The following is a 25,356-nucleotide window of genomic DNA, read 5'->3' on the forward strand; positions in this document are numbered from 1 at the left end:
TGCAAGGTTAGCTTCTGTTCACAAACGATGGTTTAATTTAACAGCGTCATCATACATGATATATACAAAGGAGCCATGATTCATGCAAAAGAACATACCTCAATCCATGCAAGCCTTGATTGAAAAGGTTGACACACATTTCCAACATGATGAAAAAATTAAAACGATGTTTAGAAATTGCTTATCAAACACATATGAAACGACATTACGCCCTCAAGATGACGGTACAACGTTTGTCATTACTGGTGATATTCCTGCCATGTGGCTCCGTGATTCCGCAGCTCAAGTTAGACCGTATCTCATGCTTGCGGAAACAGACGCCGACATGGCCGACTTGGTACAAGGCGTCATTCAAAAACAATTTGAATACATTGTTCACGATCCGTATGCCAATGCATTTAACGAGACAGCTAACGGCAACCGCTATCACGATGATATAACAGACATGACCCCGTTAATGTGGGAGCGCAAATATGAAGTCGATTCGCTCTGCTACCCCATTCAGCTCGCATATTTATTTTGGAAGGCAACAGGTCGGACGACACATTTTAATGACACATTTAAAGAAGCTGTAGCTGCCATTCTTAAAACGTGGAAAATTGAGCAACATCATGCCACACAATCAACGTATCACTTCGTTCGGGAAGGCTGCCCAGCCCAGGATACATTATCTCACGACGGATACGGCGCACCGGTTGACTATACTGGCATGACGTGGTCTGGCTTCCGTCCAAGTGATGATGCTTGCACATACGGATATTTAGTGCCGTCTAATATGTTTGCAGTTGTCGTGTTGAACGATTTGAGTGAAATCGCAACAGACATTTTAGCGGATGAGCAATTGGCGCAAGCAGCACGTGACTTGGCGAAAGAAATTGATCATGGCATTCAAACGTATGGTAAAGTCGAGCACCCTGAATTCGGAACAATCTATGCATATGAAACCGATGGCCTTGGCAACCACATTTTAATGGATGACGCAAACGTCCCAAGCCTATTGGCTATGCCGTATTTAGGCTACTGTGATGTCAATGATCCCGTGTATCAAAACACGCGACGCTTCGTTTTAAGTGAAGCCAACCCGTATTATTACAAAGGAAAAGTGGCGGCTGGCGTCGGTAGTCCCCACACACCTGAGCACTATATTTGGCATATCGCCTTAGCCATTCAAGGCATGACCGCAACGACCGAAGCCGAAAAAGCAGACATACTCGAAACATTCAAGGCAACCGATGCAGATACGAATTTCATGCACGAAGGCTTTCATGTCGATGACCCAGCTCAATTTACACGCCCATGGTTCTCGTGGGCAAACTCGATGTTCAGTGAATTCGTCCTTAGCCAATGTGGTCTACAAGTGAAAGCAAGCCCTTTGTCTAAATAAAATCAAAGCCAGAAGGAAGTGACCGAACATTTGTCTACTTCCTTCTGGCTTTTTTGTGTTTGAGGAATGCTCGTGTGGGAGCGGGTGCGCGGGGCGGGTGCTGGTGCGTAGGCTTGAGGCGGATGCACTGCCAGGAGCGGGTGCACAGGTCGGGGGCGGGTGCACAGGCCAAGGGACGCATATAATCGGTATTAGCCGCATATATTATCGTTCGCGCGCATATATCGCCAAGCGTCCGCATATCCTCAAAAGTGGCCGCATATATGATGGATGAGCCGAATATCGCGTGGTCCGCATGCATAAATCGAAAAAGCGCCGCATATCCGATCCGCGCTCAAACCGAAAACAAGAAGGAAGTGATCGAAGGTTGACCACTTCCTTCTATATCTTTAGCGTGTTGATGCCCAGTTGAGCTGAATCACTCACCATGTATGCGGCTTCCAGATGACATATGCGTCTGAATTTTAACATATGCGCCTCGCTCACGACATATGCGTCGCGCACCAAACATATGCACCTCGCTCACGAGATATGCGTCGCGCCCCAAACATATGCGCCTCCCTCACGAGATATGCGTCGCGCCCCAAACATATGCGCCTCCCTCACGAGATATGCGTCGCGCCCCAAACATATGCGCCTCCCTCACGAGATATGCGTCGCGCCCCAAACATATGCGCCTCCCTCACGAGATATGCGTCGCGCACCAAACATATGCGCCTCCCTCACGATATATGCGTCCCGATCCAAATATATCCGGTCCGCCCGCGTCCCCATGCGCAGCTAGCTCCAAGCAACAGCCAATCGTCAATCCATACGTTCAAAAATACGAAAGCCAAGCCCAGGCACGTCCACATTCACATCGCAACTCCCCATCGGACATTTTTCCAGCTGCCAGTCCTTGCTAAACCGCCACTCGGACCACGTTCCAATACAAAGGCGATCAAGATTGATGGTCAAATCATCTTCACCATTGTTAATGACGAACACCAACGTCTGCGCAGCGGCATCACCGTTTTCAAATGCCGCTGCTTGCCCGCCAGCATACGTGCTTTTTTCGTAAACGATGTAATCATCTTTCTCAGGTGCATCAAGTATTCTAAACGCACCGCGATTACCGAATGCAGGTTCCTCTTTGCGCAGTCGAATAAGTGCTTGTACGAACTGGAACATGTCGCGATCTTGTTTCGCCTCATTCCATTCCATGCAGGCGCGGCATCCAGGATCTTGTCCGCCATCCATTCCAATTTCGTCCCCATAATAGATACAAGGTGTGCCAGTATATGAGAGCTGGAACATGTATAAAAGCCGCACTCGATCACGCTTGCCGCCTGCCAATGTTAAAATACGCGGCGTATCATGGCTGTCGAGCAGATTAAAGGCGACTTCGTTGATATGATCCGGATACATAACTTGAACCTGTGTCATCGCATTGGCAAAATCAGAACTGCTCATCGCATGCTTAGCAAAAAAATCAATCGCATTGTTTGTAAACGGATAGTTCATTACAGCGTCGAACTGATCGCCCTGGAGCCAAGGCATGGCATCATGCCAAATTTCACCGAGAATATATACATCAGGCTTGATTGCTTTAACGACTTCTCGGAAATCACGCCAAAAGGCATGGTCCACTTCATTTGCCACATCTAGTCGCCAGCCGTCAATATCAAATTCCTCTACCCAATACCGGGCCACATCCAATAAATAGCGCTTTACGTCAGGATTTTCAGTATTCAGCTTTGGCATCCAACCACCAAAGGCAAATGTATCATAATTTGGTCGTGGTTCAGATACGACTGGAAAATCCCAAATGTGGAACCAATCTTTATATTTGGATGCCTCACCGTTCTCCAACACATCTTGAAAAGGTGGAAAATAAAAGCCACTATGATTGAACACTGCATCGAGCATAACGCGAATGCCGCGTGCATGACACGCCTCTACGAATGTCCGAAAGGTCTCTTTGTCCCCAAATTGCGGATCAATTTCCATATAATCAATCGTATCGTACTTATGATTTGAATAGGCTTTGAAAATCGGTGTTAAATAAATACCATTGATCCCGAGGTCGACCAAATCATCTAAATGGTCGATGATTCCTTGTAAATCACCACCAAAAAAGTTGTCAGGCTCAGGTGTAGCAGAGCCCCACTCCAAAGCCCCTTCTGGATCATTTTCCCGATCACCATTAGCAAAGCGCTCTGGGAAAATTTGATACCAAACTGTGTCTTTTACCCATTCGGGAGCTTTGAAGACGTCGATAGAGTTTAAAAAAGGAAAACAAAAATAAAACGCTGTATCCCGAGGTGCTTCCGTGTAAAAGCCGCGTTCTGTGTAATAAACAGTTTCTACTTCATCTGTACATGCAAAGCCGTAGCGCATCCGGCGGAAATTAGGCGTCACAGCAGCTTTCCAAAAGTCATGCAAAAGCGTTGAACCAACTTTTTCCATCGGTAATGTTTGAAATACCCATTGGCCCTCGTCCCAATCATAGGGGTCCCCGTAAATTAAGTTGACCGCTTGCACGTCATCTTTTTGAGATTGCAGCATGATATGTAACGTTTTGTCATCGTAAGCATAGGCGAAGTTATTTTTCGGACGGTGATAAATGGCTGCTTTTTGCAATTTAGACACTCCTTTTATGTACAAACGTTTGCGTAAAATGTCGTTTTAATTCATTTTACAAGGTTATATAACAAGAGTATATCAAGCATATTCATAAAATGAAAGCGTTTAATCATCTGAAAATAACTAAAAAGGCGATCAAAAATGGTTGATTTTAGAAAAAAATGGTGTATACTTTAGTCAAGGTGAATGTGCAAACGTTTGCCTAAAAGATGAAAACAAATCTGGGAGGGTAATTAAGATGAAAAAATGGCTCGGCGTACTTGCTGCTTTAATGTTGCTTGTCGGTGTGCTCGCTGCATGTGGACCTGATGATGCTGAAGGTACATCTGGAGATGCAAATGACAACGGTAATTCAGAAGAAAATGGCGACGCGAACGGTGAGGCTACGGAAATGCCAGCGAAGCCTGATAGCTTGACGCTTTGGGTGAACGCAGAAGAAAAACAAGAAAATGCTGTCAAAGAAATTGTCGCGAAATATACAGAAGAGACGGGGATTGATGTTGAACTCGTTCCTGTAGATATGCTTGATCAGGTTGAAAAGCTTGATGTAGAAGGACCTGCAGGCAATGGCCCGGACATTATTTTCCAGCCGCATGATCGAATTGGCGATTTAGCGATGAGAGGGCTCATTGAAGCAGTAGACTTGAGCGAATATGAAAGCGAATACACCGATATTTCTCTTGATGCGATGACATATGAAGGCAGTCATTGGGGATTCCCAGCTGTCATGGAAACATATACGATGTTCTACAATAAAGCGTTAATGGATGCACCAGAAACGATGGAAGATATTATGACGATTGCTAGTGATTATACAGATCCTAGTGCGGATGAATATGGCTTTTTAATGGAAGCAGCCAACTTCTATTTTGTTTATCCGTTTTTCTCAGGAAATGGTGCTTACGTATTTAATTTTGACGGAAGCGGATACGACATCAATGATATCGGCTTGGCGAATGACGGTTCTGTAGAAGGTGGTAACCTTGTTCAGTCATGGTTCGATGAAGGATATATTCCACAAGATTTAACGCCAGACATTATGAACGGTTTATTTAAAGAAGGTAAAGTGGCGTCTGTCGTGAACGGCCCTTGGATGGTACGTGAATATCAGGAGGCGCTTGGCGATGATCTTGGTGTTGTGACTATGCCAGTACTTGACAATGGTGATCATCCTAAGACATTCGTTGGCGTGAAGTCATACTTGCTATCAAGCTTCTCCAAAAATAAGGAATGGGCACAAGACTTAATGGCGTTTATTACGAATGAAGAGAATTCAATGACGTATTATGATATCGCTGGTGAAATTCCACCACGTCATGATGCGGTTGAAAATCCGATCATTGCTGATGACCCAATTTATTCTGTGTTTGCCGAACAAACGACGTATGGTGAACCAATGCCGAACGTACCGGCGATGCAGCAGGTTTGGGAACCAATTAACGATGCATTGAGCTTTATTTCAAAAGGTGAGCCTGTTGACGAAGTGCTTCAGGAAGCTGTCGATTTAATTGAAAGTAATATTGCAACATCAGGTGCTGGAGAGTAACACACATCTGAACGTGATACATGGGAGCTCATCAGTAGCTCCCATATCATCTTGTTCGTTTCATTATATGGTTGATCAACAACCGCCGTTTTTAGTGTTTATTCGGTTAGTTAGGAGGAACAGACATGGCACATAAAAAGAAGAAGGAAAGCCCCGGTCTTAAACGTCCACGTCATCTTGCCACACTGTTATCAGTCCTTGTTCCGGGACTGGGTCAGCTCTACAACCGTCGTATTTTAAAAGGAATTCTCTTGATGGTCATTACAGTTTCTTTTTTGATCACGACTTGGAACTACATCGATATTGGAATCTGGGGACTATTTACGTTAGGCACCGTTCCATTTGAACATCATTCGATTCAACTGTTATTGCAAGGATTAATTGCGCTTATTGTACTCATATTCGGACTAACCATCTATGCCTATAACATTATGGACGCCAGACGTGATGCAATTGCTAGAGAAGACGGGATGCCTAATCCGCCACTTTTAAAAGCAACTGCCGATTTTTATGACAGAGGCTTCCCGTATTTTATGATCTTACCAGGCTTAGTGATGCTGATCTTTATCGTCGTTTTGCCATTACTTTTCATGGTATCACTCGCTTTTACAGACTATAACCAATATAACGCACCACCACGAAATCTATTAAACTGGGTTGGGTTTGATAACTTTGTTAATCTTTTCAAGCTTGATATTTGGAAAGACACATTTTTTAATGTCTTTACGTGGACGATCGTCTGGACGGTCGTTGCGACATCATTACAAATTGGGCTCGGCTTTTTCTTAGCCTTATTGGTGAATGATAAACGGATAAAATTCAAACGAACGATTCGTACAGTGCTCATATTACCTTGGGCGGTACCTGCATTTGTATCAATTTTAATTTTTTCAGCACTGTTCAATCCGACGTTTGGGGCGATTAATCGTGATATTTTGAGTCAATTTGAACTGATGATTCCGTGGCTGTCTGATCCCTTTTGGGCAAAGATTGCTTTAATTATGATTCAGACATGGCTTGGATTCCCATTCGTTTTTGCGCTGTTTACCGGCGTGCTTCAAAGTGTGCCGGCCGATATGTACGAAGCGGCAGATGTGGATGGAGGAACGCGCTGGCAGAAATTAAAGCATATTACACTGCCACACGTGTTGTTTGCGACAGCACCGCTATTAATCATGCAGTATGCTGGAAACTTTAATAACTTTAACATTATCTATCTATTTAACGAAGGTGGCCCAGCCGTGCGCGGACAAAGTGCTGGCGGGACAGATATCCTTATTTCTTGGGTGTATAAGCTAACCTTCGAAACGAACAACTATAATATGGCTGCAGCGATTACGATTATTATGGGCATACTCGTCATGGGCTTTGCATTCTTCCAATTCAGAAAGACAGCAGCCTTTAAAGAAGAGGGGGAACGTTACTAATGGCTATGAAACCGCAAATGAAATCAAGAATTGAAGTGACGTTCATCTATATCTTTTTCGCGATTATGTTTGTCGTCATTGGCTATCCGCTCTTTTGGGCCATTATGATGAGCGTGAACCCGGGGACGAACATGCTCGTAACCGATCTTTTTCCTGACAATCCGACCTTAGAGCATTATAAATGGTTGTTTACCAGTCCTTCCAGTGATTATTTAATTTGGTATAAAAACAGTTTATTCGTTGCGATTTTGAATTCCGTTGGCTCGGTTGTTATCACATCGCTCGTTGCTTATGCGTTTTCACGGTATAAGTTTTACGGGCGTAAGTACGGCTTATACATGTTTTTATTACTTCAAATGTTCCCGGCTTTAATGGGGATGGTCGCGTTGTATATCCTGCTTAATACGATCGGTCTGACAGATTCGCTTTGGGGGCTATTGCTTATTTATCTCGGTGGGCAAATTCCATTTAACGCCTGGCTCGTAAAAGGCTACTTTGACACAATTCCGAAAGAGCTGGATGAATCAGCGAAGATCGACGGTGCGGGGCATTTGAAAATCTTTTGGACGATCATGCTGCCACTTGCTAAGCCGATATTGGCTGTTGTTGCGCTGTTTAACTTTATGGCGCCGTTTATGGACTTTTTACTGCCACGAATCGTGTTGACGAGTCCGGAAAACTTTACACTCGCACTGGGCTTATTCAACTTTATTAACGATCAGTTTTCAACGAACTTCACCCGTTTTGCTGCCGGAGCAATTTTAATTGCTGTGCCGATTGCGCTCGTCTTTTTACTACTCCAGCGTTTTCTCATATCGGGTCTAACGTCTGGTGCAACGAAAGGCTAACGTTTAGTGAAATGTTGCAATTTCAGCATTGGAGTAAGGCTCGTAGCGTCTTAACGGTTAGATTGTCCATCGGCACGCTTGTACACATATAACTTTTCATAGGAGGTACATCTATGCTACAGGATACGAGTTTTGCCATTCATCCAGGTCATGATCAGCAATCACGACCAATGATATATAAAGATATTGGAGCATTGATCACGAAAGAACAGTCTGGAAATCGTCATCAATTCACTTGTGAAAATGGCTTTGTTTCCACTGTATTTTACACAGATACGATCGTGAGGGTTGTCATGAATCCGAACGATACCCCTTCATTAACAGGTTCAAGAGCAGTCATTACAGAGACGGTGGACGTCGCTGTGACGGAAGAAGAGTCGGACACGGAGCTCATTTTAAAAACGAGTCGACTTGCGCTTCACATTACTAAAACCCCTTTTCGAGTGACTGTTAAGGATGCAGAAGGCTATGAACTCGTTGGTGAAGGTGAACGGGGCATGTCCTTCCAGGCAAATGGCGTGGTTGCGGCGTTTAAAACGATGCATCCTGCTGACCATTTCTACGGCTTTGGAGAAAAAACGGGTCATTTAGACAAGCGTGGTGAATCGTATGAGATGTGGAACTCCGACGTGTACGCGCCACACAACCCGGAGACCGATCCCTTGTATGAATCGATCCCATATTTCATGACGCTTCGAGAGGGGCGGGCCCATGGCGTCTTTTTCGACAATACGTTCCGAACGACATTTGATATGAAGTCATCAGAAGAGATGTATACCTTTTCGGCTGAAGGTGGCCAGCTCGATTATTATATATTCGCCGGGCCAGATCCGAAATCTGTTCTGGAACAATATACGTATTTAACCGGACGTATTCCACTTCCATCAAAATGGTCGCTTGGCTATCACCAATCACGTTATAGCTATGAGACGGAAGAAGAGGTGCGTGCTCTGGCACAACAATTTGTGGAAAAGGATATCCCAGTTGATGTGATTCATCTCGATATTCATTACATGGACGGATACCGCGTATTCACCTTTGATAAGGAACGCTTCCCAAATCCAGAGAAACTCATTGCCGATTTACGTGATATGGGCATCCGCGTTGTCCCAATTGTGGACCCAGGTGTTAAAAAAGACAGTGAGTATGCGGTTTACCAAGAAGGTGTTCGCGAAGATCATTTTTGTAAATATATAGAAGGCGATATTTATTTTGGTGAAGTATGGCCAGGTATCAGTGCATTTCCAGACTTTACGGACGAAAAAGTACGCAGCTGGTGGGGCGATCAACATGCGTTTTATACCGATATCGGTGTAGAAGGCATTTGGAACGACATGAACGAACCGGCTGTGTTTAACGAAACAAAGACGATGGATGTTACGGTCATGCATGGAAATGATGGCCGTCCAACAACACACCGTGAGCTCCATAACGTCTATGGCCTACTTATGGGTGAAGCAACGTATGAAGGCATGAAAAAACAGTTAAACGGCAAGCGTCCATTTTTATTGACGCGAGCAGGTTACGCTGGTGTTCAGCGCTATGCCTCTGTTTGGACAGGAGATAATCGGAGCTTCTGGGAGCATTTGCAAATGTCATTACCAATGGTGATGAATCTCGGATTGTCCGGTGTCGCATTCACTGGTCCGGATGTTGGCGGCTTTGCCCATGACACGAACGCTGAGCTTCTTACACGCTGGACACAGGTCGGTGCTTTCACACCATTTTTTCGCAACCATTCAGCGATTGGATTCCGTTACCAAGAGCCATGGCAATTCGGTGAAAAATACGAACAGATTATTAAAAAATACATTCAAATGCGCTATCAGTGGTTGCCGCAGCTTTATTCATTATTTTATGAAGCAAGCGTCACCGGCCTTCCAGTGATGCGTCCATTGTTAATGGAATTTCCGCATGATGAAAAGACATACAACTTAAATGATCAATTTATGATTGGCGACAACGTCATGATTGCACCGATTATGCAACCGTCAGTGACAGATCGTGCGGTATATATGCCTGAAGGAACGTGGGTTGAGCTTGCGACGGGAGAAGTGTATGAAGGCGGAATGACCCATCTCGTTCATGCCGAGCTTGAGGACTTACCGATTTTTGTAAAACAAGGGACAGCCTTCATGCAAGGGGATTGGACTTCGAACGTTGATAAACAGCCGCAAAACGTCACGTTGCATGTTGTTCCAGGGCAGCCGGGAGACACGTATCAAATGGTGTATTATGATGATGACGGGGAAACATTTGCCTACGAAACAGGTGTCTATATGCGACTTGATATTGAAGTCAGGACGACAGAAGATGGCGTTGATGTACGTGTCTTGAGCAAACAAGGGGCTTTCACACCTGCTTATAAAGCGATCAAAGTAGCTACTGTCGGACAAAATCCTGTTAAACATGTTATGATCAATGGTAGTGTTTCAAACGAACCAGTAATTGACCTGTAGTTTGATGTGCACACGGCCAAAACGGTTGAAAAAGGATTGCTGGACGTGTCATCATAGAACATGCAGCACTGTAATATATTGAATGTCATGAGGGGTGGGACATAACATAGAGTTTAGTCCAAACGACGAACAATGCTCATCACTAGCTCCGGAAATACACGCAGACTCCTGTGGGAGGAGGGCTTAGGTGAGACCCCACAGTGCGTAGGGAAGGAAGGCTAAGACCGCGACGTCCTGTCGCAACGCCTTCATGACCAACATCCTGTTGGCCCGAGGCTCACCAGCCGCCCACGGAAAGCGAAGTGTATTTCCGGAGCGGTCGTATTGTTCGAAATTTTATTTGGTTAAACCTCCTTTGTCCCAGTCGCCTGTCATTTACAATCCTCCAAGATCACACGAATATCCACCCTAAAACAAGAGGACTGAGAGGTTAAGAGCATGGTAACGATAAAAGATGTCGCAAAAGCGAGCGGTGTGTCACCGTCTACCGTTTCGAGAGTGATCGCCGACAATCCCCGAATTAGTGAGGAAACGAAGAAAAGTGTCCGAAAAGCGATGAAGGCACTCGGATATCATCCGAACATTAGTGCGCGAAACCTCGTCGCCAAATCAACAAAAGCCATTGCCGCTATTATGCCGTCGTCAGCAAACACGGCATTACAAAATCCATTTTTCCCAGAAGTTCTACGTGGCATCGGATCAGTTATCCATGACGCCCAATATTCGATGCTTCTATCTACTGGTCAAACAGATGAGGAAATTTTAGAAGAGGTGAAGCGCCTCGTATATGGCCGTTATGTTGATGGTGTCATCCTTCTTTATTCTCGACTCGATGATGCTGTAACACACTTTTTAGTCGAGCATGACTTCCCATTTGTCATCGTCGGAAAGCCATTTGAATATGAAAGTGAAGCCACTTATGTGAACAACGATAACGTAAAGGCTGGCAGGGAAATTACCAGCTATTTAATCGAGCAAGGTCATGAACATATCGCCTTTGTTGGCGGATCAACGGACTTGATTGTAACTCAGGATCGTGAAGCTGGATACGAGCAAGCCCTAAAGGCAGCTGGCATTGATCATGATGATACTTATAAAATCCATACAGAGTTTTTGAAATCAGGCGGACGTGGCGCCGTCGAATATATAATGTCTTTAGAAAAACGACCAACCGGCCTCGTCGTCAGTGACGATCTAATCAGTCTTGGAATTTTAAACCGTCTTGAAGAAGCTGGCATTCGTGTACCAGATGACATTTCAGTCGTTAGCTTCAACAACGTTTATTTATCCGAAATCACCCGCCCAGCCCTAACAACAGTTGACATTCACATTTATGAGCTCGGCATCCAATCGGCCAAAGCATTGCTGGAAAAAGCGAACAACGAGAACGAACCCGCCAAACGCATCATCATCCCACACACAATCGTCCACCGTGACTCCGTACAACCGAGGTGAGACGGCGAGGAAGTATTTATAAAAAATCATCCACCGCAATCTGGTGGGTGATTTTTTTTGTGTGGTTGGAATTTCGCAATGTGGGGCGGAATTCCGCAATGATGAGGTATTATTCCGCAATACGGGGGCGGAATTCCGCAATGCGCGCCCGAAATTCCGCAATGCGTGCTCGAAATTCCGCAATGAGGCGGTGTTATGCCGCAATACGTGCTCGAAATTCCGCAATGAGGAGGGATTATTCCGCAATACGTGCTCGAAACTCCGCAATGCGGGGGCGGAATTCCGCAATGAGTGGGCGTTATTCCGCAATACGTGCTCGAAATTCCGCAATGCGGGGGCGGAATTCCGCAATGAGTGGGCGTAATTCCGCAATACGGGCTCGAAATTCCGCAATGATGAGGTATTATTTCGCAATACGCGGTCGATATTCCGCAATGAGTGGGTATTATTCCGCAATGCACGCCTGAGATTCCGCAATGAGGTGGTGTTATTCCGCAATGCGTGCTCGAAATTCCGCAATGATGAGGTATTATTTCGCAATACGCGCTCGAAATTCCGCAATGAGTGGGTATTATTCCGCAATGCACGCCTGAGATTCCGCAATGAGGTGGTGTTATTCCGCAATGCGTGCTCGAAATTCCGCAATGATGAGGTATTATTCCTCAATACGTGCTTGAAATTCCGCAATGAGGTGGTGTTATTCCGCAATGTGCGCTTGAAATTCCGCAATGAGGAGGTATTATTCCGCAATGCGCGCTCGGAATTCCGCAATGAAGAGGTATTATTCCGCAATACGCGCTCGGAATTCCGCAATGATGAGGTATTATTCCGCAATGCACGCTCGAAATTCCGCAATGAAGAGGTATTATTCCGCAATACGCGCTCGGAATTCCGCAATGATGAGGTATTATTCCGCAATGCGCGCCTGAAATTCCGCAATGATGAGGTATTATTCCTCAATGCGCCTGAGACTCCGCAATGTAGATGTATTATTCCGCAATCCCCGCTCGAAATTCCACAAAGTATGATCTTAACGGTGCTAAGTGGATTCGTAGTTCGATGTGATACCACAAAGTGTGGTGTAATTTCATAATATGATGCAGAATTTTACGATTCTCTAAGTGGAATTTTCCGAATGCTAATGCGTGAGATTGTTTGAAGAATGGTGTAGAATATTGAATAAATATTGTTTAGGAGGGACTATTTTGCATGGTAAAAACAGAACAAAACCATTCATACTTTTAAGCTACGAGGCATTATTTAGGCGACTGAGACCGGACTATCGTCAAATTTCAAGAATTTGGAAGGATTATTTAAATTATTCGGCTGGTTATCAAGGTGAGAGAAATGTTGACTACACTACTTCTATTCACCCACTGCCACAATCAACAGTCTATCATGATATCCGCTTAAAATTTGGCAGCTATTTTTTTCAAATTGACACCCTCATTGTGACACCAACATTCATTTTAATCCTAGAGGTAAAAAATATGACAGGCGAATTGTCATATGACAGTATGCACGATCAATTTATCCAGACAATTGGGACAGAACGAAAAAGGCAACGTAATCCTATTCAGCAATCGTTGGCACAAAAAATTCAATTAGCCGAGTGGCTTAAAATGTTTAATCTACCTACTCCTCCCATCGAAACGCTATCCGTCATCAGTAACCCCAACGCGATTATTGTCAATCCGCAAGAATCCCCTACAGCTTTTGATCAGCTCATCCATGTAGAGGCTTTGCCTAAAAAATTACATGAAATTGCGACTAAACATTCACGTGTGGTTTTAGATCGCAGAACCCTTCATAAGCTAGATAACCTATTTAAAACATATCACACACCCAATCAATCGAATTTATTGCAGAAATACAACATAGAAAATAAGCACCTTATTAGTGGCGTTTCTTGTGAAAAATGTGGTCATTATCCTTTAAAACGTCCGTCTGTCAAATGGGTTTGTTCAAAATGTGGTTTTACCAGCAAAACTGCTCATGAACAATTAATATATGACTTCTTTTTGCTGCATAAACCGACGCTTACAAATTCAGAATGTCGCCACCTTCTTCAATTAGGGAACAGACATCAGATTTACTACTTGCTAAAAGGTTTAAGCTTAAGAAGGCAAGGAGTCAGCAGGAATATGAAATATCATGCACCACCTTTAGAATTTTTCCACAGGAGAGCATCTTGCCCAAAAGATACTCGGGAATGTAGTCAGGCGATTTGCCGAACTCCTAATGACTGAAATTCCGCAAAGTGGCGGTGTTATTTTGCAATGCGCGCTCGAAATTCCGCAAAGCGGTGGTATTATTCTGCAATGAGGGTGCGTTATTCCGCAATGTAGAGGTATTATTCCGCAATGCGCGCCCGAAATTCCGCAATGAGGTGGTGTTATTCCGCAATACGTGCTCGAAATTCCGCAATGCGCGCCCGAAATTCCGCAATGAGGGTGCGTTATTCCGCAATGCGCGCCTGAAATTCCGCAATGCAGAGGAATTATTCCGCAATACGTGCTCGAAACTCCGCAATGCGCGTCTGAAATTCCGCAATGAGTGGGCGTTATTCCGCAATGCGCGCCTGAAATTCCGCAATGAGGAGGTATTATTCCGCAATACACGCCCGAAATTCCGCAATGTAGAGGTATTATTCCGCAATACGTGCGCGGAATTCCGCAATGAGGGTGCGTTATTCCGCAATGCGCGCCTGAAATTCCGCAATGCGGAGGTATTATTCCGCAATACACGCCCGAAATTCCGCAATGATGAGGTATTATTCCTCAATGCGCCTGAGATTCCGCAATGTAGATGTATTATTCCGCAATCCCCGCCCGTTATTCCGCATTTAAGTCACCGAGCGTTCCGATTTGGTAATGTTGTTCAAAAATAAAAAAGGAAGCCTACTGATCAGGTAAACTTCCTCTATCCCTCTATTCGTTCCTCATCCATTCATCCACTCTTTCAATCAAATCCACCGATCGACATGTATTTTGTTTCCAGATAGGGCTCAATGCCTTCTTGGGCACCTTCGCGTCCGATGCCGCTTTCCTTCATACCGCCGAATGGTGCGTGGGCTGCGGAAATACCGGTGTCGTTCCAGCCGATGATGCCGTAGTCGAGTGCGTCATGTAGATAAGTGCCTGTTCGATAATCGTTGGTGAAAAAGTAGGCGGCGAGCCCGAAAGGTGTGTCATTGGCAATTTCAATAGCATCGTCCAGAGAAGAAAACGTCATAATAGGAGCAACCGGTCCGAACGTTTCCTCATGCATGATTGTCATATCGAGTGTGACGCCTGTCAAAACGGTCGGTTGAACGAAAAAGTAGCCCTTTTTTCGGTCGATTGTGTACTGATCGCCTGCTGTTACATCTGCGCCCTTATCAACGGCGTCATCGACTTGGGCTTTAATTTTGTCATAGCCTGCTTCATTTATAATTGGACCCACATCAATGCCATCTTCCAATCCATTACCAACCTTCAGCCCTTTGACTGCCACGGAAATTTTTTCGATAAATTCATCGGCAATCGATTCATGCACGAGGATTCGATTGGCGCACACGCACGTCTGACCAGCATTTCTGAATTTATTGGCCACCGTCTGCTCGACAGCGACATCAATATCGGCATCCTCCGCCACGATCACGGGTGCATGTCCACCAAGCTCCATCGTAACGTGCTTCACAGTATCAGCGCTGTTTTGGATCAACGTTTTACCGACAGATGTTGAGCCGGTGAATGAAATTTTCCGGACGTAAGGGCTTTTGGTGAAAAGCTCACCGGCTACTTTGCCCGAGGTGTTCACATATTGAATGACATCCCGTGGAATGCCGGCTTCATAGGCCAAGTCGATAAAACGCATGCCAGACAACGGTGTATCACTTGCGAGTTTGACGACAAACGTACATCCTGCTGCCAATGCCGGTGCAGCTTTACGTGCCATCATTGCAACTGGAAAATTCCACGGCGTAATCGCAGCCACCGGCCCTACTGGCTGTCGAGATACGATGATGCGCTTTGCCGGCGAATTGGCGGGTATCGTTTTACCATAAATTCGTTTCGCCTCTTCAGCATACCAGTCCAAATAATTCGTTGCGTAAGTGACCTCTCCACGCGACTCTTTCAATGGCTTGCCATTTTCACGCGTCATAAGCTCAGCAATCTCATCTTGATGTGCCTTCACCTTGTCCGCCCATGCTCGGATCAAAGCAGACCGATCGTGCGCATCACGAGACGCCCAAGGTGCAAACGCATCATGCGACCGCTTTAAAGCAGCCTCGATTTCAGCCTCTGAATGTAAGTGAATTCGATTAATAACATCCCCTGTTGCTGGATTTTTTATCGTCAACATATTTGCCATGCTTCAACCACTCCCTTTCATCTAATCGTACCATACCCTGGATGGTTGATAGATAAACAGAGAAGGAGGCGCAAAATACCGAGCAACCGCATATATCCGTGATGCGCCGCATATATGAGAAAAGGAACGCATAAACGAAAATCCAGCCTCATATAAGCAAATCGCCACGCATATATGAAAAACGCGCCGTATAACTGATCGCGCCACCGCATAACCGCCCACGCAGCCGCATAACCAGCCCGCGCCGCTCCCCCACAGCCCGCCGCAACCCAAAAGCCAAAAGGAAGTGTCCAAGTTTGATGACTTCCTTCTGGCCTTTGTGTTTGTGTAAGTAGGATACGAGCTAGCGCACACCGAGCAACCGCATATATCAGTGATGCGCCGCATATATAAAAAAAGGAACGCATAAACGAAAATCCAGCCTCATATAAGCAAATCGCCACGCATATATGAAAAACGCGCCGCATAACTATTCGCGCAGCCGCATATACGATCACGCAGCCGCATAACCGCCGCCCGCGCCGCTCGCCCCACAGCCCGCCGCAACCCAAAAGCCAGAAGGAAGAGTCCAAGTTTGATGACTTCCTTCTGACCATTGTAATTGTGTAAGTAGGATAGAAGCTAGTGCATACGAGCAACCGCATATATCAGTGATGCGCCGCATATATAAATAAAGGAACGCATAAACGAAAATCCAGCCTCATATAAGCAAATCGCCACGCATATATGAAAAACGCGCCGCATAACCATCCACGCAGCCGCATAACCGCCGCCCGCGCCGCTCGCCCCACAGCCCGCCGCAACCCAAAAGCCAGAAGGAAGAGTCCAAGTTTGATGACTTCCTTCTGACCATTGTAATTGTGTAAGTAGGATAGAAGCTAGTGCATACGAGCAACCGCATATATCAGTGATGCGCCGCATATATAAAAAAAGGAACGCATAAACGAAAATCCAGCCTCATATAAGCAAATCGCCACGCATATATGAAAAACGCGCCGCATAACCATCCACGCAGCCGCATATCCGCCGCCCGCGCCGCTCGCCCCACAGCCCGCCGCAACCCAAAAGCCAAAAGGAAGTGTCCAAGTTTGGTGACTTCCTTCTGGCCGTTGTAATTGTGTAAGTAAGATAAGAGCTAGCGCACACCGAGCAACCGCATATATCAGTGATGCGCCGCATATATAAGAAAAGGAACGCATAAACGAAAATCCAGCCTCATATAAGCAAATCGCCACGCATATATGAAAAACGCGCCGCATAACCATCAGCGCAGCCGCATAACCATCCATGCAGCCGCATATCCGCTCACGCAGCCGTATAACTGATCGCGCCACCGCATAACCGCCCACGCAGCCGCATAACCAGCCCACGCCGCTCGCCCCACAGCCCGACGCAATCCAAAAGCAAGAAGGAAGTGTCCAAGTTTGATGACTTCCTTCTGGCCGTTATACTTGGGTAAATAGTTTAAGAGCAGCTCAACCACTCACACCTCAGCCGAATAAACCACTTCACCCTTAATAATCGTCTTCTTAAGGTTGAGATCGACATCCAGCATAATAATATCCGCTAAATAGCCTTCTGTAATGCGCCCTTTCTTTAAATGGCTCAAGCCCAGTGCATTCAAAGGGCCCTCGGTCGCCATATAGACAGCGTCCTCAAGTGGCACCGAACAGTTTTCTACGATGTATTTCAAGCCCTTGTCTAATGTGATGGCACTGCCGGCGAGTGTGCCATTGTCTAACGTGACTGTGTTGCCCTTTTTGACGATATGTTTTTCGCGGAAATAGTATTGTCCGTCTTCAAGGTGGTCGTAGCCTGTTGAGTCAGAGATGAGCATCATCCGCTCTTTGCCCTTGTTTTTATACAACAAATCGATCACTTTAGGGTGAACGTGCAGGCCGTCAGCGATGACTTCGCACGTTAAAGCATCATAATATAAAGCAGCAGCGGCTGTGCCAGGATTGCGATGATGAATCGGACTCATCGCATTAAATGTATGAGTGGTCAGCTTGAGTCCATGATCGATTGCTGCTTCAATTTCATCAATAGTAGCGCGCGTATGGCCGGCAGATACGTTGATCCCTTCTCGACTTAAATAGCTGATGATGGTTGGATCATCTACTTCCTCAGGTGCCAGTGTAATCATTGAGATGACGTCTTTAAACGGTTCGATCACCCTTTCAACATCGCTCCACGTTAACGGTCTAATATAATGCTTTGGCTGTGCACCGCTAAAGTGCTGACTGATCCATGGCCCTTCTAAGTGGACGCCTAAGAGCTGTGCCACTTTTGAATCCTGGGAAACGATGCGGGCTCGTGCTGCTTGCAGCAATGCTTCAATGTCGTTCAACGCCCCTGTTCGAGATGTCGCTAAAAGAGAGGTAACACCACGCTTAGGGAGTCGCTCCGTAATTTCTGTAAAAGCGGATGCGTGATCCATAAAATCAAACCCGCCAACACCATGAATGTGGATATCAATCAGACCAGGACAAATATACCCGTCCGCAACGTCGAACACGTCCCAATTCGAATGTCTTTTCTGATCGCCAATGTAAGTGATCGTGTCGCCAGTGACCTCGACGAAACGGTCGGTCATAATCTTACCTTCAGTAATGACATGACCTTTTAAATAATACATGCTACACACCTTCATTTTTGATAAGCAAGCTTGCGCCGAACAAGCCTGCATGATTTTTAAGCTGAGCTTGCTTTACAATAACTTCAATCGGTGCATGCTCATCTAGAACAGTCACGAATTTGTCCCACCAATAAGCACTGGAATCGATGACCCCGCCACCGATCACAATTGCCTCTGGATCAAACGTATATTGTAAATTGGTGACACCGATTGCTAAATGATCGATGAACTGATCAACAATCGCCTGACATGCCGCATTATCACTGGCACACTCAAACACCTGCTGTGGTGAATAGTCAGCAATAGCCCCATCTGGATGTTCCGCAATCATCCGTTTGATTGCAGACCCTGATGCATATTGCTCCCAACAGCCCTTTTTACCGCATGGGCACTGTAACCCACCAGGAAATAAAGTCATATGCCCGACCTCACCGGCAAAACCGCTCCGTCCATTCACCACTTTTTCATTCAAAACGACTCCGCCACCAATGCCAGTGCCGATGGTCATACATACATAGCTGCTCATTCCTTGTGCTGCTCCGTATACACCCTCGGCCAAAGCAGCACAGTTGGCGTCATTGTTCAAAAAAACAGGAACATTGAAGACGCGCTCCATTTCAGCCTTAACTGGCACACCGACCAAGCTAGGTATGTTCGAAGCTTTTTTGATCACGCCGTTTTCAGCATCAATAATGCCGGCTGAGGCAATGCCAATTCCAGCGATATCAGCCTGGTAGTCAGACAGAAAAGTCTCACTTGCCGCAATCATCGCTTCTAATATCGCTTCTTTAGGGGTGGCAATTGTTTTCAAAAAAAGCAGTTCACCGTCTTGAAACAAACCGAACTGGATGTTCGTCCCACCGATGTCAATTGCTAACATGTGCATCGTTCATCCTCCTCTATGAAAGCCGACCTATAATTGAATCTTTTTCCCTAATCGATTGGATTCATAAGCAGCCAAAGCGACCTCAAGCGACTTCAATCCGTCAAAGCCGGTAATCGACGGACGCGCTCCAGACGTGACACAATCGATAAAATCGACAATGAGATCAAAATCTTTGTTATTACCGACAAACACGTGGCTCAGTGATTTTTCCCCTCGGGTAAAATGTCTGAGATGTTCATTGGAAACATTTACTTTTACCGTTTGTTTCGTTCCGATGACTTCAATTACAACGTCGCCCCACGCAGGATATTCTGGGAATCTTGACCAGCTGGCATCATGAGAGGCAATGATGCCATTGGCAAATTCCAGCGTCATAATGCCAGCATCGTCGACAGCGATGTTGTGAAAATAGGAATCGACAACAGCATCAACCTCAGTCACTTCCTGCCCTGAATACCAGCGCATAATATCGACCATGTGAACCGTATGATCAATGACCGCACCACCGCCGGATTGAGCCGCATCGATAAACCAGCCGTCCGGATTTTGACCGCGGTTCGTCGTCCTAAAAGCAACGATATCACCAAGTTCACCAGCATCTATCCTCGTCTTTAACGCTCTAATCGGGGCACTAAACCGCACCGGATAGGCAATTTGAAAAATGACATCCGCTTCTTGACAGACACGAATCATTTCTTTGGCATCTGCCACTGTTGTTGCGATTGGCTTTTCGCATAAAATATGCTTATTTGCCTTGGCAGCGGCGATCACCATGTCTTTATGACGGTTATTTTCGCTGCAGATGATGACGGCGTCAATGTCTGAGGCAAGGAAATCAGTTTGATCAGAATAATAAGTGGTCTTAAAGTCGGCAGCCATCTTTTTCCCGCGGTCAGGATCGTCATCAAAAATCCCGCCAATTTCAACATCAGGCAATGTCATCAAGCAGTTTGCGTAGCTATAAGCGTGCATATGGGCAAAGCTCATCATACCGATTTTCATCATTGGTCACCTCCATGAATCAGTTCGTTCAGCTCTGTTAACCGCGTCAAAAGTGCAGCATCCGCTTTATGAGCAGTCGATAGGATTGTCTTAATCTCATGAACGAGTGGGGAAGGGACCAAGTCAAACCCTTCAACCGGTCGCAAATGTTCACTATCAAACTCAATAATCCTCTCGGTACTGCTCCATTCCAATTCAATCCGCTCATCATCTGCCACTGTATATTCAAGATGGGCCATCGTTCCATTTTTCCAGCTCGCGATAACGATGGTGTACGGTACACGTGATGATGAATGTGTTTGTTTTACGTCAATCCGTTTTAATGCCCCGAACAGAGACAAGAGTACATAGAGGTCACCTGTAAAAATATCGCGCTGGTCATGCTGTTTCACCGTTCGTCGAAAGCGTAAAACGCCCTTTGGATCGGCTTCTTCTTGAATTAATTCCTTTGTGCGTTGGAAAAATGCATAAGCTTCAAGATCAAAATAGACATTTAACCCCTCGTATCTGTTTGTTGGTAGCAATGTCCATGGCATATAGGCGTCATTGTTGTTGTTCACTTTTTTCAATGCGTCCTCGGTAGCAGGTAAAATAGATACTCGTGTCTCGTCGCGTGTTACATGCTCGGCATTAACAAGCCGGTCGGACTTCATGAATACAATTGGTTTAGACATCATTTTGCCTCCTGTAAAATAGGCCCATAAAGAAACAGATCTTCATGGGCCGTATCATGATCCTTATAATATAATTTCCTTGCCTGTTCCAGCAGATTCATAGACTGCGTTCAGCATCTTCATCATTTCAACACCGTCTTCTACAGGTGCAATGGTTGCTGTGCCATTTTGGACGCAATCTAAAAAGTGATCGATTTCACATTTGAACGCATCATCGAAGCTTTGCTCGTCAATTTGTGGTGTTGTATTCAAGATCGTATTGTTCTTTTCCGATACGAGCATCAGCTCAGGTTCAAGCTCTGCGCCGCCTTTTTCACCGTATAACCGGGCACTCAGCTCGTCTTGTTTAGCATGGAGCGTAAAGCTGACATCGACAAATAAAGATGCGCCATTTTCAAAACGTATCAAAGCATTCGCCAAATCTTCTACATCATTTAAAGTCGGGTCATAATCAGCAGCTTTATAGAATGATAGATGCTCCACATGACTGCGGTTACCTAATTTGGCGTACGTATTGCCGCTAACGGAAACGGGCTTTGGCTTGCCCATTAAATACCAGCATAGGTCAATCATATGAACACCGAGATCGATCAGTGGGCCACCGCCTGATTTGGAATGATCGCTAAACCAGCCGCCAGGATTCCCGAGTCTTCTTAGGCATGATGCTTTCGCGTAATAAATGTCACCAAAATCGCCTTGGTCAACCATTGTCTTCACAATTTTAGCGTTCGTTCGGTGACGTCTAACGAAGCCAATTTGCACCACTTTATCGCTTTTTTGAGCAGCCTTTTCCACGGACTGTGCTTCTTCAACCGTCATCGCTAACGGTTTTTCCACAAGGACATGCTTACCTGCTTCGATCGCCGCGACAGCAATCTCGGCATGGGAATTGTTCCAAGTACAAATGCTGACGGCATCAATCGTTGTATCCGCTAACAATTCCTTGTAATCGGTATGCAACTGTTTGACGCCGTATAACGCCCCTTTTTCTGCTAACCGTTGTTCGTTCAAATCACAAAAAGCAACCAATTCAACATCATCTCGATCCACATAAGGCCGAATGTGCATGTCCGATATTGAGCCAACTCCGATTACGCCAACTTTTAACATAAAAACAGCTCCTTTTTTATTTAAATGAATCGATTCAACAAAAGAACAAAACCATTATAAAACCAGTAATGCAGAATATCTCCACCTAACATTAACTTATTTGGAAAAAATATTTTTGTCAAGTGGAAGCCTTATTCAAGTCAATGAAGGAAAAGGTAACCGTTGTTACATGTATGATCTGTAAATGTGACATTGGTTTAATATTCCATTTTAAGGCTTGACAAATTGTTCTAGGTGGCTTAATTTTAAATGCGAGCAGAGAAAAAATCCTTTTTATAGTTTAAAGGTGGTGATTATATTCATCGGTTAATAGAGATTTAAATGGTGTGCGCAGAGGTTTTAGTCATTTATTTTTTTGCATTTATGAAAGCGTTTTATTTTCGGAGGAACAAATCAGAAATATGACTACCAAAAGACTGGCAGAGGAGAATGCAATGTGGTTGTTTCCAAAAAAGCACCGATCATTTTTTTATTGACCATCTTAATGCTGCTACCGATTTTTTCATCAATGAACGTAAGCGCAGCCATACCGAATGATAATATCGATCAATTAGAAGGCCGAGGCATCTGGCTGACACCGCATTATGTCATGGAAAACGAGGCCGATGCAATAGAAGCTGTAGATACGATTGCCGATGCAGGCTTTAATACAATATATCTTGAGGTGAACACAACTGGTGGCTATGCAGAATATCATAGTGACATTCTGCCAGTTATGGACCGGTATAAATCATGGGATCCTGTTCAGGTCGTATTGGATTATGCCCATGAAAAAGGAATTGAAGTTCATGCTTATTTCCATACCCTCAATAATCCTTATATTTTACAACAAAACCCAGACTGGGCAATGGCAAAGAAAACAATTGATGCGAAGGTGCTCATCTTTGATGACGGCACTCAGATGGACATATCCGGCATTAACAGTGGACGCGGTGCTGAAGCATTAATTATGTATACGCCAGAAATGGGTGCCACAACAGGAACGAACCCGTATGGTGTTGAAATGATCGTTGAAAATGACGTTGTAACGGGTGTTGAGACCTTTGTTGGTGATGCGACAATTCCAGAAAACGGTTATGTGTTGTCTGGCCATGGCGCAACTGGGTCGAAATTATATGAAACGTTAAAAGTGGGCGATACTGTTACAATCGGTGACAGTGATCAACAAGTAACGTCAAGTGCGGCTTGGATTGAACCAGGTCATCCTGAAGCCGTTCAATACTTAGAATCGGTCATCGAGGAATTTATGACAAAGTATGATTTTGATGGCTTGAATCTTGATCATGTGCGTTACCCACCAACAGATGGGATGGTTGACGTCATCTTTGATCATATTTTAGAAGGTAATCCAACTGCTTGGTCGACAGATGTGTATGGCTACTCAGATATTAACCGTGACCGCTTTAAAGCACAGTTCGGTGTCGATCCATATGATATTACGACGAATGATGTGGATATGTTTAGAGAGTGGTGGGATTTTAGAAGTGACAATATAGCCGATATGGTCACAAAGCTCTCGGATAAAGCCCGTTCTATTAATGACGATTTAACGATTAGTGCAGCATTATACGTACGACCAGGCTATGATGACTGGGAAACGATGTATTCTGGTGTTGACTATCGCAAACTGTCTTATCCACTAGATGTTATGATCCCAATGGCATATCATGTTGGAGCTGGCGAAGCAGAGTTCCTTTATCCAGAGGACCGTGCTCTATGGGTTGGTCATGTGACGAAAGGGATATTAGAACGCATCGGTGATCGAGCGCTCGTTTATGCAGGTATTGGCGGTGCATCGGATAATCATGACAAGCTCACCGCGAATGAATGGAATCATGTTATTGACATTGCCCGTGATGCTGGGGCACACGGAACGGTTGCATTTGAATACTGGGTCATTGGTCATTTAGTAGGAGACCCAACGAACTTTGACGCCTTGGCAGCGAACGCTTATAAAAACCCAGCGGCACCAACGCATAGTGATCCGTCAATATTTAATACCATTCGCACAGAGAGTGCTCAAACACCACTATTAAATGTGACACAATTAAATAGTTTAATTGATTATGCAAAGACGTTCACGAATAACGATTATACGTATACGGCTGCTTCATTCGCTAACTTGCAGGATGAAATTGCAGCAGCGGAAGCAGGGTTATCAACCTTTAAATCCCAGTCAGCTGTTGACCAGGCTTGGCAGGATGTGCACACAGCGATTGCTGGTTTAGAGACGATCTATTTAGATGACCTTACGGCGTTATTAACTCAAGCTAAGGACTATTCAAATGAAGCTGGCACGTATACAGCTGCTTCATTTGCAGCTTTGCAAGAAGCCATTACAACCGCCGAAGAAGCTGTATTTGCGTCACAAGCAGAGGTTGATGCAGCTTTACAAGCACTACAATCAGCAATTGATGGTTTAGAAGCGGTGCCAACAGTTGATTTAGAGCCAGTGGAAACATTAATCGCTCATGCAAAAGCCTTGTCAAATGAGGCTGGCACGTATACAACCGAATCGTTCAACGCATTGCAAGCAGCGATTGCCAAAGCAGAAGAGGCGTTGCCGCTTATTAAAACAACTGAACAGCTTGATCATGTTAAAGCTGAACTACAAGCAAGCATGGACGGTTTAGTAAAAGTGACGCCACCGACTGATCAAGACAAAGACGAAGATAAAGGCGAAGATAAAGATAAAGACAAGGATAAAGACAAGGATAAAGACAAAAACAAAGACAAAGATGAAGTAGCTGGAAATGGCTCAGAAAATACACCAGCTGATCAAGCTGGCGGTGGTGAAGCCTTGCCAAGTACGGCAACAGCAATCTATCAATTTTTACTCGTCGGTCTCCTATTTGTAGGTACTGGAGCAGCTATGGCGGTTGTTTCAAGACGACGAAAGCTTAAGCAACAGACGCACACAATCTAGCATATTCAGCAAAATGATAG

20 protein-coding genes are annotated in these 25,356 nt (G+C 45.1%); 11 read left to right on the plus strand and 9 right to left on the minus strand.

Annotated features, from left to right (window positions below):
- The first annotated feature begins 82 nt into the window (after nt 1-82).
- Complete coding sequence (locus HPC67_RS05820) at nt 83-1,384, plus strand: glycoside hydrolase family 125 protein (RefSeq protein ID WP_217586515.1); 1,302 nt, start codon at nt 83-85, stop codon at nt 1,382-1,384.
- Nucleotides 1,385-2,188: 804 nt separating this feature from the next.
- On the opposite strand, the gene HPC67_RS05825 is transcribed toward HPC67_RS05820, so the two are convergent.
- The gene (locus HPC67_RS05825) at nt 2,189-4,006 is read right to left on the minus strand and encodes a glycoside hydrolase family 13 protein (RefSeq protein WP_217586516.1); all 1,818 of its coding nucleotides are present in this window, start codon (nt 4,004-4,006) and stop codon (nt 2,189-2,191) included.
- Nucleotides 4,007-4,247: 241 nt separating this feature from the next.
- Between HPC67_RS05825 and HPC67_RS05830 the strand changes: the two genes are divergently transcribed.
- The 9 genes from HPC67_RS05830 to HPC67_RS05870 all read left to right on the plus strand — a co-directional run bounded on the left by HPC67_RS05830 (nt 4,248) and on the right by HPC67_RS05870 (nt 14,634).
- Nucleotides 4,248-5,555, plus strand: coding sequence for an extracellular solute-binding protein (locus tag HPC67_RS05830; RefSeq protein ID WP_217586517.1), 1,308 nt, complete (start codon nt 4,248-4,250; stop codon nt 5,553-5,555).
- Between the two features lie 125 nt (nt 5,556-5,680).
- A complete protein-coding gene (locus HPC67_RS05835; protein ID WP_217586518.1) occupies nt 5,681-6,982 on the plus strand; it encodes a sugar ABC transporter permease in 1,302 nt (433 codons plus the stop codon).
- A 5-nt stretch (nt 6,983-6,987) separates the two neighbouring features.
- Entirely contained in the window at nt 6,988-7,830 is an 843-nt protein-coding gene (locus HPC67_RS05840) for a sugar ABC transporter permease (protein ID WP_281417503.1), read from the plus strand.
- 113 nt (nt 7,831-7,943) lie between these two features.
- Nucleotides 7,944-10,289: a glycoside hydrolase family 31 protein gene (locus tag HPC67_RS05845; protein WP_217586520.1), complete on the plus strand. Its 2,346-nt coding sequence runs from the start codon at nt 7,944-7,946 to the stop codon at nt 10,287-10,289.
- 438 nt (nt 10,290-10,727) lie between these two features.
- Nucleotides 10,728-11,744, plus strand: a complete 1,017-nt coding sequence (locus HPC67_RS05850) for a LacI family DNA-binding transcriptional regulator (protein ID WP_217586521.1) — start codon at nt 10,728-10,730, stop codon at nt 11,742-11,744.
- Nucleotides 11,745-11,805: 61 nt separating this feature from the next.
- Nucleotides 11,806-12,108 (plus strand): hypothetical protein, encoded by a 303-nt coding sequence (locus HPC67_RS05855; protein ID WP_217586522.1) that lies wholly within the window; start codon nt 11,806-11,808, stop codon nt 12,106-12,108.
- A 120-nt stretch (nt 12,109-12,228) separates the two neighbouring features.
- The gene (locus tag HPC67_RS05860; RefSeq protein WP_217586523.1) at nt 12,229-12,837 is read left to right on the plus strand and encodes a hypothetical protein; all 609 of its coding nucleotides are present in this window, start codon (nt 12,229-12,231) and stop codon (nt 12,835-12,837) included.
- 112 nt (nt 12,838-12,949) lie between these two features.
- On the plus strand, nt 12,950-13,993 hold the full coding sequence (locus HPC67_RS05865; protein WP_217586524.1) for a nuclease-related domain-containing protein: 1,044 nt from the start codon (nt 12,950-12,952) through the stop codon (nt 13,991-13,993).
- Between the two features lie 11 nt (nt 13,994-14,004).
- Complete coding sequence (locus tag HPC67_RS05870) at nt 14,005-14,634, plus strand: hypothetical protein (protein WP_217586525.1); 630 nt, start codon at nt 14,005-14,007, stop codon at nt 14,632-14,634.
- A gap of 71 nt (nt 14,635-14,705) precedes the next feature.
- Here the strand turns inward: HPC67_RS05870 and HPC67_RS05875 are convergent, their stop codons facing one another.
- The 8 genes from HPC67_RS05875 to HPC67_RS05910 all read right to left on the minus strand — a co-directional run bounded on the left by HPC67_RS05875 (nt 14,706) and on the right by HPC67_RS05910 (nt 22,410).
- The gene (locus tag HPC67_RS05875; protein WP_217586526.1) at nt 14,706-16,100 is read right to left on the minus strand and encodes an NAD-dependent succinate-semialdehyde dehydrogenase; all 1,395 of its coding nucleotides are present in this window, start codon (nt 16,098-16,100) and stop codon (nt 14,706-14,708) included.
- Between the two features lie 17 nt (nt 16,101-16,117).
- Nucleotides 16,118-16,507, minus strand: coding sequence for a hypothetical protein (locus HPC67_RS05880; protein WP_217586527.1), 390 nt, complete (start codon nt 16,505-16,507; stop codon nt 16,118-16,120).
- A gap of 471 nt (nt 16,508-16,978) precedes the next feature.
- Nucleotides 16,979-17,434 (minus strand): hypothetical protein, encoded by a 456-nt coding sequence (locus HPC67_RS05885; RefSeq protein WP_217586528.1) that lies wholly within the window; start codon nt 17,432-17,434, stop codon nt 16,979-16,981.
- 149 nt (nt 17,435-17,583) lie between these two features.
- On the minus strand, nt 17,584-18,738 hold the full coding sequence (nagA, locus tag HPC67_RS05890; protein WP_217586529.1) for an N-acetylglucosamine-6-phosphate deacetylase: 1,155 nt from the start codon (nt 18,736-18,738) through the stop codon (nt 17,584-17,586).
- A 1-nt stretch (nt 18,739) separates the two neighbouring features.
- On the minus strand, nt 18,740-19,624 hold the full coding sequence (locus tag HPC67_RS05895; protein ID WP_217586530.1) for an ROK family protein: 885 nt from the start codon (nt 19,622-19,624) through the stop codon (nt 18,740-18,742).
- A gap of 27 nt (nt 19,625-19,651) precedes the next feature.
- Complete coding sequence (locus tag HPC67_RS05900) at nt 19,652-20,626, minus strand: Gfo/Idh/MocA family protein (protein ID WP_217586624.1); 975 nt, start codon at nt 20,624-20,626, stop codon at nt 19,652-19,654.
- Complete coding sequence (locus tag HPC67_RS05905) at nt 20,626-21,300, minus strand: hypothetical protein (protein ID WP_217586531.1); 675 nt, start codon at nt 21,298-21,300, stop codon at nt 20,626-20,628. Before HPC67_RS05905 ends, HPC67_RS05900 begins: the two co-directional genes overlap by 1 nt.
- A gap of 63 nt (nt 21,301-21,363) precedes the next feature.
- Complete coding sequence (locus HPC67_RS05910; protein ID WP_217586532.1) at nt 21,364-22,410, minus strand: Gfo/Idh/MocA family protein; 1,047 nt, start codon at nt 22,408-22,410, stop codon at nt 21,364-21,366.
- A 436-nt stretch (nt 22,411-22,846) separates the two neighbouring features.
- On the opposite strand from HPC67_RS05910, the gene HPC67_RS05915 reads away from it, so the two are divergent.
- The gene (locus HPC67_RS05915; protein WP_217586533.1) at nt 22,847-25,336 is read left to right on the plus strand and encodes a family 10 glycosylhydrolase; all 2,490 of its coding nucleotides are present in this window, start codon (nt 22,847-22,849) and stop codon (nt 25,334-25,336) included.
- Nucleotides 25,337-25,356: the final 20 nt, after the last annotated feature.

The organism is Lentibacillus saliphilus (assembly GCF_019093865.1).
Classification (GTDB): domain Bacteria; phylum Bacillota; class Bacilli; order Bacillales; family Amphibacillaceae; genus Lentibacillus_B; species Lentibacillus_B saliphilus.